General features: G+C 39.3%; 1 protein-coding gene. It reads right to left on the bottom strand.

All coding sequences use genetic code 11. The features are described from left to right. Positions 1–184 (bottom strand): hypothetical protein (locus NG904_RS17145; RefSeq protein WP_252232955.1); only part of this gene is annotated, 184 nt, incomplete at its 3' end. Between the last annotated feature and the right edge of the window lie 86 nt (positions 185–270).

The raw sequence follows: 270 nt of genomic DNA, 5'->3' as shown, positions 1-270 counted from the left end.
ATATATCAAGTAATTCAATTAGTGCCTTACGCCCTGTACGGTAACCTAAACGTATCGGTGTAGGACGTTCATTTGGATCTTCAGATAAATCTAAATGCATCGGTTGTATAAATGGTTTGAATACATCTGGATGATAATCCTCTACTAGTTCTCTCCATTGTCCAATTGCTACCGCCTGATGCACCGGACTACGTGGATAATACATCCATCCATCTCCATGTTCAGCAAACCATTCCATATTTTGCTGACTAAAACCTGTAATAAAGGTTG

It is taken from the genome of Clostridium sp. ZBS15 (assembly GCF_023845705.1).
Lineage (GTDB): Bacteria > Bacillota > Clostridia > Clostridiales > Clostridiaceae > Clostridium > Clostridium aquiflavi.
Note: the sequence above shows the minus strand (reverse complement) of the source record. Positions and strands in the feature narration are given on the sequence as shown.